Raw genomic sequence first — 7,592 nt, 5'->3', positions numbered from 1 at the left:
AATGCACCGATTGAAAGCTTTTGGGGAATACTGAAAAATGAGTTAGTGCATCATTACAACTATCAAACCAGAGAAGAAGCCAAAGCAGATATTATAAAATACATTGAGTTATTTTATAATCATCGAAGAATTCAAAAGGGTTTGGGTTTTAAGACACCAAATCAAATGGCCGAAGACTTTTATAAGTTGGCTGCCTAGAATCTCCCAAGGGAAAGTCTCCTGATAATTCAGCGTATATCATATAGCCTAAAATAAATGCATATCAAATGTCTCGTTATTTTACGTAAAATATGACTTTCATCTTAGCTATTCAATTAAACGATAGCATTATCGTTGCAGCTGATAATAAAAGAGTAACTGTAAATGAAACCTTAGATGTTGAACTTTCTACTACACATTACTCGAAGTTATATGCTTGGGAGCAAGGTATTATTACTGGTACGGGCGAATCAAGAGTAGTTCAGCAATCTGTTGATATATTTAAAAATATAGCAAAATCTAAATTAAGAAATTTACCTGAATGTTTAGATATTTCTAAGAGAATACGAACCTTAGAGTTAGGTCAAAATCTTGATCAGGTTCATAATGGAAAACTACTTTGCTCTAGTTATAGTCAATCTGGCGCGCAATTATATAAAATTGAAAGATTTGATAAAACTTCTCAGCATACGCTGCAAAAAGTTTCTCCCATGGAGATTATTATTTGGTTGTTTCATCCTAATGTAGATTTGATTGCAGATAATTTGAATAGCCTATATTTTGACCTTAAAGATTATTCTTATTTTTCAAATCAAGTTGATTGGATCAATTATTATATCAATAGGCTTACACCAATTTATCAAAAACAGAGTGAAGTTGATCCATTTATGAGTCAAAGTTTTGATATCTTTTTTCAAACAAAAGGTGAGCATTTCTTTGGACATATTCCTAATACACAAAATATTCCTTTAAGTTTTCAATAAGAATAAGCTATATGAAATAGATGTAAAAAAATCGAAATAAAGCTAAATTTTACGATGGCTATTACCTTAGGCATAGCCATAAAATTACTGGCTTAAGACATCACTGGTTTGATAAAAAGTTACACGTATTTTATAAAGAACTTTCATATTCCACATACTCATACTCATACTCAATCGCAGGAATAATCTCTACAAACTCAAAGTAGGGCATTGTACAAAACTCAGAGTCTCGAATCGTATCTTCCTAAGGTCGGCTAAATCACCGATAAGATGTTCTACATCAGCGAATAGGCCAATCATTGTTCCTGCAATCTTATCAATTCCCCTCATTGATCAAACCTGTTTTTAGCTTTTGGTGCTTTGCATAAAGTCAATACTTCTCTGAATATCAGTAGATCAAAAGTTTAAATGTTTCATTTTTGACCTGTTGAAATAAACAAAATTTCTCTTCAAAATTTAAATAATAAAATTATGCATTAGTTAGAAATTATTAATATTTATCATATAAATTAATAGGATATTTTTTCTTATAAAATGTAGTTGTCATACATTTTTAAATAGATAGCATGAAAAAACTATAAGTAGCTTATTTAAAAGAATTTTTTTTCAACATAAATGAGACTTTTTATACAACAAATGAGATTTTTTGCATAATAAAAAGGTTTTTTATACTTAAAATGATAGTTCACCTTAACAATTCCTATGGTTTATTACGCTTGCTTTCACAATTACTTAATCTTTTATATTTTAAGAATTTTTTATAAATTCTCTTGTTTATTAGATGTGTAAATCGAGTGAAGTTATATCTAGGAATGAAAAATGGCTCAGAATAGGGAGTCTTATGACACCACCTCAGATCAAATTATTTAGGCTTAAGTTACAGGAGGTCAATGCTTGTGACTACAGAAGCCTGTGATATTTTGCTTACTACAGATGTTGTTAGTGAAGATAGCCGTAACGCATATTTTCAGATGATATTTTCACCTATTGTAAATATTACGCCAATTAATGAATCTCATTTGTATGGGCGTTTTCAGGTGCGTAAGGTTCAAGATCTAATCTTATTAAATATAGAGGCGGGTGCTTACCAATATGAGCGTTCTAGAGATTTAGTATCATCATCTAATCTAGATATGTATCTGCTCTCTATCACTCTCGAAGGACAGTATATATATAATTGTACAACAAATAGTGGAAGTTCGAATATTGAAGTGGGAGATATTATTTTAATTGATCTTACTAAGAGTTTTCATGGTGTTTCTTATGGAGGTAAATACTTAAGTATATATATACCTAAGTCATTACTCATACATCAATTAGATGGTTATAGAATTTGTCAGGATATAATATTAAAAGCAAATAAACCAATGACTAAAATATTAAAAGATTATATGTTGGGTTTATTTGATGTGGCTTTACGTTTAAAAGAAAAAGAAGCTTCAGTAACAATTTATACATTATTATCATTACTTATTACAGCATTAAGAGGTGCAGCTCCTCAAAGCTTACTTGAACTCAATGAAAAAATACAAGGGGCTGAGGTTTTAAAAGGGAGAGTATTACACTTTATCGATTTAAATATCGAAGACCCACATCTCAATGTTGAACTTTTAATGAAAACATTTAGAGTTTCTAGAGCACATCTCTATCGAGCGTTTGATGAAGATAATGGAGTAATTACTGTTATCCGTAATAAACGTCTAGATATCGCATATCGTGAACTTTTAAATCCTATAAATAAAAAAAGTGTAACCCAAATTGCACATGAATGCGGATTTAAAAGTAGTAATCAATTTTATCGAGTTTTTCGTCAGCGGTTTGGATTCGCTCCTAATGAAATTAGGTTAAAGAAATCAAGAAGTAAAATATATGTGGAAATAGGTAAGGGTTTATATAATCACTTTAAAAATTTAGCTACAAATTCTGTCATGGAGTAAAATATTTCATAACCTTTTTATTTATTTTTTAGGGTCGCTTATTTTTATATAAGGTAGCATTTAATGTTAAAAAATCTTCAAGCTAATATTTGTTTTATTGGTATTAATAATCTTTCATTAGCTTTTATGGATTGTTTGATTAAAAAAGGGCTACAAAAAGAAAAAATACAAATGATTGACAGTCAGGTGTCTTATGATGAAAAAATACAGAAACAAAAGCAGATTATTTTAAAAAAAGCTGACATTGTTATCTTATTATTAGCACCAGAAAATTTAAAAGGTACTTTGCTGCCTCTAAAAAAATGGTTAGCAAATAAAGTAATTGTTTCTATGATGGCTGGGATTGATATTGCTACATTGGCAAATCTTACAGGTTCAAAAAAAGTTATTCGAGTAATTTCTAATCCACCTGTACTTACTCATTCCGGTACTCATGTATTTATAACTTCAGAGGAAATGAATCAGCTTGATAAAGACTTAATAGAAATGTTGTATACGGCTACGGGCAAGGTTTTCTGGGCACTTTCTGAAACTCAAGCTGATGCAATCATTGCCTTATCTGGTTCAGGTCCAGCTTATTTTTTTTATATTTTAGATAGTATGGTTAAAACAGGAATCTCATTAGGCCTCGACAAACAATTTGCTTTAGAGCTAGCACTTCAAGCGGCAAGCGGTGCAGTTGAAATGGTTCGTAAAACCAATGTGCCACCTGTTGATTTGTGTGGAAAGGTAACTTTAAATAATGGAATTACAGAATCAGCACTAAGAATGTTTTATTTGGGAAATGTATCTGATGATATTCGTTTAGCCATGAAAGCTGCATATTATCGTAGTAAGGAAATCACATCCGAAATAATTGCAGAAGTGAGGTAAGCTTTTTAAACTTACTCATAGATAATTATTGTTTTTAATAAAAAGCACCTTCCAAATACGAAATTTGAAAGGTGCTTTTATGAAGCTTATATCTTTACAAATAAATTAGACTGTTGGTAAAGCATGCAACAATTGGTCAGTTAACTGGTTTATTGATGTGAAAGAAATTGTATTAATCAAACTACCACCAGTTGGGTCAGGTTCACCTACAGCAATACCTTGATTTGAACCTACTGAGCCGAGAATACTTCCTAAAATATCTTCTACATTCCCAGAGTTATTATTGTCTGAATCGCCATAGTTAATATTAATTAAGCCATCTAGACCACCTAAGAATCCACCATCGCCACTGTCAACGCCACCAATAATCGTAGTGATTGACCCTAATAGACCACCGTTTTCAGTGACTAGGTCATCACCTACAATATGCTGAATAATGGTAGACGCCGTTGAACCATTAGTAAGCAGTGTATTAATTACACCAGTGAACGAGCCGCTTGCACCATCAAGGTTTGCGCCTGCAAGATCAGAAATAGCTTCAAGCGTACCATTAACACTATCGCGTGAAGTCTCGAAAAGTAGTTTTCCAAGATCGGCAAAATCACCTACAGGGTGCTCTGCATCAGGGAATACACCAATAATTGTTCCGGCAATCGTATCAATACCACCATTGATTAAAGTGGTTTTTAAACTTTCAGCACCTTGTAAAATATCAATACCGCTTTGGATGAGGCCTGTAATTGGGTTATCACCCAGATCACCACCGATACCGCCAATACCACCGATAATGTCAGTAATCGGGCTTAGAATATCACCATCACCACCAATGCCACCGATAATGCCAGTAATCGGGCTGAGAATGTCGCCATCACTGCCAATACCACCAATAACGCCAGTAATTGGACCTAAGAGATCGCCTGTACCTTCACCACCAATAAAGGAGAAAGAGTTACCTAATACATTAATTGGTGTAGTGATAGGAGCAATAACGTCAACATCATCGCCATTACCGTTGCCAATGCCGTAATTATGTTCACCGTTACCTGATGCAATGCCATTCAACAGTCCATCGCCAGAACCATTACCTGAACCATCAGAACCAATCACACCACCTGAAGTATTACCATTATTGGTAGTGTCATTGTCATTGACCGTATTTGAAGTGGTCGTTGGTGAAATATTAATAGAATCTGTCGAAGAGCCACCTGCTCCTGATAAAGCATTACCTAAAATGTTCAAACCACCAGTAAATGGAAGTGTAAAGTCTGCGTCGTCACCATTTCCGTTGCCAATGCCATAGTTATGTTCGCCATTACCAGACGCTGCACCGTTGAGTAAACCATCACCAGAACCATTGCCAGAATCGCCTATGAGGCCACCTGAGTTAGCATTATCAATGGTGTCATTGTCGTTGACTGTGTTGGTTGTGGTCGTTGGGGAAACATTTACCGAGTCACTAGACGAATTACCAAAGCCTGAAAGCGAGTTTCCAGAAAAGTTGAGTACGCCAGTCAGTGGGAAGGTGAAATCTGCATCGTCACCATTACCGTTGCCAATACCATAGTTATGTTCGCCATTGCCAGAAGCAGCGCCGTTGAGTAGGCCGTCACCAGAACCATTTCCAGAACTACCACCAACAAGTGCACCACCATCATTGCCGTTATCAGTTACGTCATTGTCATTAACCGTATTGGTGCTTGTGGTTGGTGCAGTATTAATTGAACTAGAAGATGAATTGCCAATGAGCGAGAAAGAATTACCTGAGAAATTCAACACTCCAGTAATTGGGGCAGTGATATCCGCATCATCACCGTTGCCATTGCCAATACCGAAGTTTTGTTCGCCGTTGCCAGAAGCTGCACCGTTTAATAGTCCATCACCAGAACCATTTCCTGAATCTCCGCCAAGTCCGCCACTATTACCATTATCAATCGTGTCATTATCGTTAACAGTATTCGAAGTCGTTGTTGGAGCTGTATTGATTGAACTTGATGAAGAGTCACCAATTAAAGTAAATGAGTTCCCAGAGAAGTTCAGAACACCAGTAATTGGAGCAGTAATATCAACATCATCGCCGTTACCATTGCCAATACCGTAGTTGTGTTCACCATTGCCAGAAGCTGGGCCATTTCCAGCCCCATCACCAGAACCGTTGCCAGAGCGGCCAAGTGCACTCACGCCACTATCACCATTGCCGTTATCAGTAGTGTCATTGTCATTGACCGTATTTGAAGTAGTAGTTGGTGAGGTATTCACTGAACTAGCAGATGAGTTGCCGATTAAGGTAATTGAGTTACCAGAAAGGTTAAGGGGAATGGTAATTGGTGCAGTAATGCTCGCATCATCAGCAATACCATTTCCGATTCCGTAATTATGTTCACCATTTCCAGAAGCAACTCCATTTAGCAAACCATCACCAGAACCATTGCCTGCACCCGAACCGTTGCCATTATCGGTGGTATCGTTGTCATTGACTGTGTTCGATGTGTTGGTTGACGAGTTGTTAACCGAACTTGAGGATGAGTCCCCAATGAGGGTAATGGAGTTACCTGCAAGATTAATTGGAATTGAAAGTGGGGCAGTAATGCTTGCGTCATCGGCAATGCCATTACCAATCCCAAAGTTTTGTTCGCCATTCCCTGAAGCAGCGCCGTTTAATATCCCATCGCCAGAGCCATTGCCTGCACCGCCACCAACTGTAGAGCCATTACCGTTAATAGTAGTGTCGTTGTCGTTAACATTATTTGAAGTGGTTGTTGGAGAGCTATTCACTGAACTTGAAGATGAATTACCTATGAGTGTAATTGAGTTGCCAGAGAGGTTGAGGGGAATGGTAATTGGAGCAGTAATACTTGCGTCATCACCAATACCATTGCCAATTCCGTAGTTATGTTCACCATTTCCGGAAGCTATACCATTAAGTAGGCCATCACCCGAGCCATTACCTAAATTACTGCTTGTACTACTATTTTCAGGAAGTGGGATAATCGAAGATAAAATACTTTTAATAAACATAATCTATTTCCATGTGTTTTGTTTGAGATATTTTTATTACTATTTATTGATTGTGTGCGTCATAGCACATAATCTTGAAAGAGTATTTAATTTTTTACTATTTGGTGTCAAGGTGTGCAATTTGTCACTAGTAAAAGAATGAAACTACAAATATTTTTAAAATCAATAAAATAAAAAATATAATTATTTTTAATAACATTTTTTAAACAATTCATGAGAAAATTTATTATATTAACAATATTTTTCATAATATATTTATTGCTAATTTTTTGAACTTTTTATTAAGTGAGTTTATTTAATAAAAAGTAAAAAGCCCAATCTGTAAAGATGGGCTTTTACTGTATTTCAGGAATTTAATTATAAAGTTTTTGTTTGTATTTAAATACAGTTTTAATATATTTAGATTAAGAAATAGAGTCAATAGAAAATAGGGTGTAGTACAAATGGTTACAGATCTTGAGATAAAATGCATTTTTATAAGTTAATATATATTATTGTTGAATTTTAGAATTCTAAGTTATTTTATTAATGGGGTGGTGTTGGTTTATTTTTGTAATGTTCTGAATTAGGTCTAGTAATCATAAAAAAATATGCTATATATAAATAGTTGGTTGGATCTTTATTTCGTTTAAAAGCTGAGGTGGACCAACCAACACCATATTTAAACTTATATTGAAATATTTTATATTTTTAGTCCTTTATTTATTTTAGAATTAATAAACTTGTAATAATTGCATTTTTTGTGAATCTTAATACATATTAAATTATTAGCTTATAAGCTTAATATAATAAAAACTTCGACTAA

Annotated in this window: 5 protein-coding genes and 1 pseudogene; 4 read left to right on the top strand and 2 right to left on the bottom strand. The window is 34.4% G+C overall.

Annotated elements, in window-relative coordinates; genetic code table 11:
- Together ACINWC141_RS19005 and ACINWC141_RS19000 are read left to right on the top strand one after the other, a co-directional pair.
- Positions 1–198: IS3 family transposase (locus ACINWC141_RS19005; protein ID WP_009387875.1), on the top strand; the 198-nt coding region annotated here is incomplete at its 5' end.
- A 92-nt stretch (positions 199–290) separates the two neighbouring features.
- A complete protein-coding gene (locus tag ACINWC141_RS19000) occupies positions 291–962 on the top strand; it encodes a hypothetical protein (protein WP_009393907.1) in 672 nt (223 codons plus the stop codon).
- A 130-nt stretch (positions 963–1,092) separates the two neighbouring features.
- Here ACINWC141_RS19000 and ACINWC141_RS19955 read toward each other — a convergent pair.
- Positions 1,093–1,203 (bottom strand): annotated as a pseudogene (locus ACINWC141_RS19955) (darcynin family protein); the annotation flags it as partial.
- 655 nt (positions 1,204–1,858) lie between these two features.
- Here ACINWC141_RS19955 and ACINWC141_RS18995 point away from each other — a divergent pair.
- Positions 1,859–2,899, top strand: coding sequence for a helix-turn-helix domain-containing protein (locus ACINWC141_RS18995; protein ID WP_162137802.1), 1,041 nt, complete (start codon positions 1,859–1,861; stop codon positions 2,897–2,899).
- Positions 2,900–2,962: 63 nt separating this feature from the next.
- Positions 2,963–3,772, top strand: coding sequence for a pyrroline-5-carboxylate reductase family protein (locus ACINWC141_RS18990; protein ID WP_009393741.1), 810 nt, complete (start codon positions 2,963–2,965; stop codon positions 3,770–3,772).
- Positions 3,773–3,877: 105 nt separating this feature from the next.
- On the opposite strand, the gene ACINWC141_RS18985 is transcribed toward ACINWC141_RS18990, so the two are convergent.
- A complete protein-coding gene (locus ACINWC141_RS18985) occupies positions 3,878–6,787 on the bottom strand; it encodes a beta strand repeat-containing protein (protein ID WP_009393755.1) in 2,910 nt (969 codons plus the stop codon).
- Between the last annotated feature and the right edge of the window lie 805 nt (positions 6,788–7,592).

Origin of the sequence: Acinetobacter sp. WC-141 (genome assembly GCF_000313935.1) — a bacterium.
In the GTDB taxonomy this organism is placed as follows: domain Bacteria; phylum Pseudomonadota; class Gammaproteobacteria; order Pseudomonadales; family Moraxellaceae; genus Acinetobacter.
The sequence above is the reverse complement of the archived record's forward strand: the minus strand, read 5'-3'. Positions and strand labels throughout refer to the sequence as shown.

Excerpts from the sequence above, each read along its gene's own strand:
- ACINWC141_RS19000 (WP_009393907.1), top strand. The coding sequence starts at position 291 with ATGACTTTCATCTTAGCTATTCAATTAAACGATAGCATTATCGTTGCA.
- ACINWC141_RS18990 (WP_009393741.1), top strand. The coding sequence starts at position 2,963 with ATGTTAAAAAATCTTCAAGCTAATATTTGTTTTATTGGTATTAATAAT.
- ACINWC141_RS18985 (WP_009393755.1), bottom strand. The coding sequence starts at position 6,787 with ATGTTTATTAAAAGTATTTTATCTTCGATTATCCCACTTCCTGAAAAT.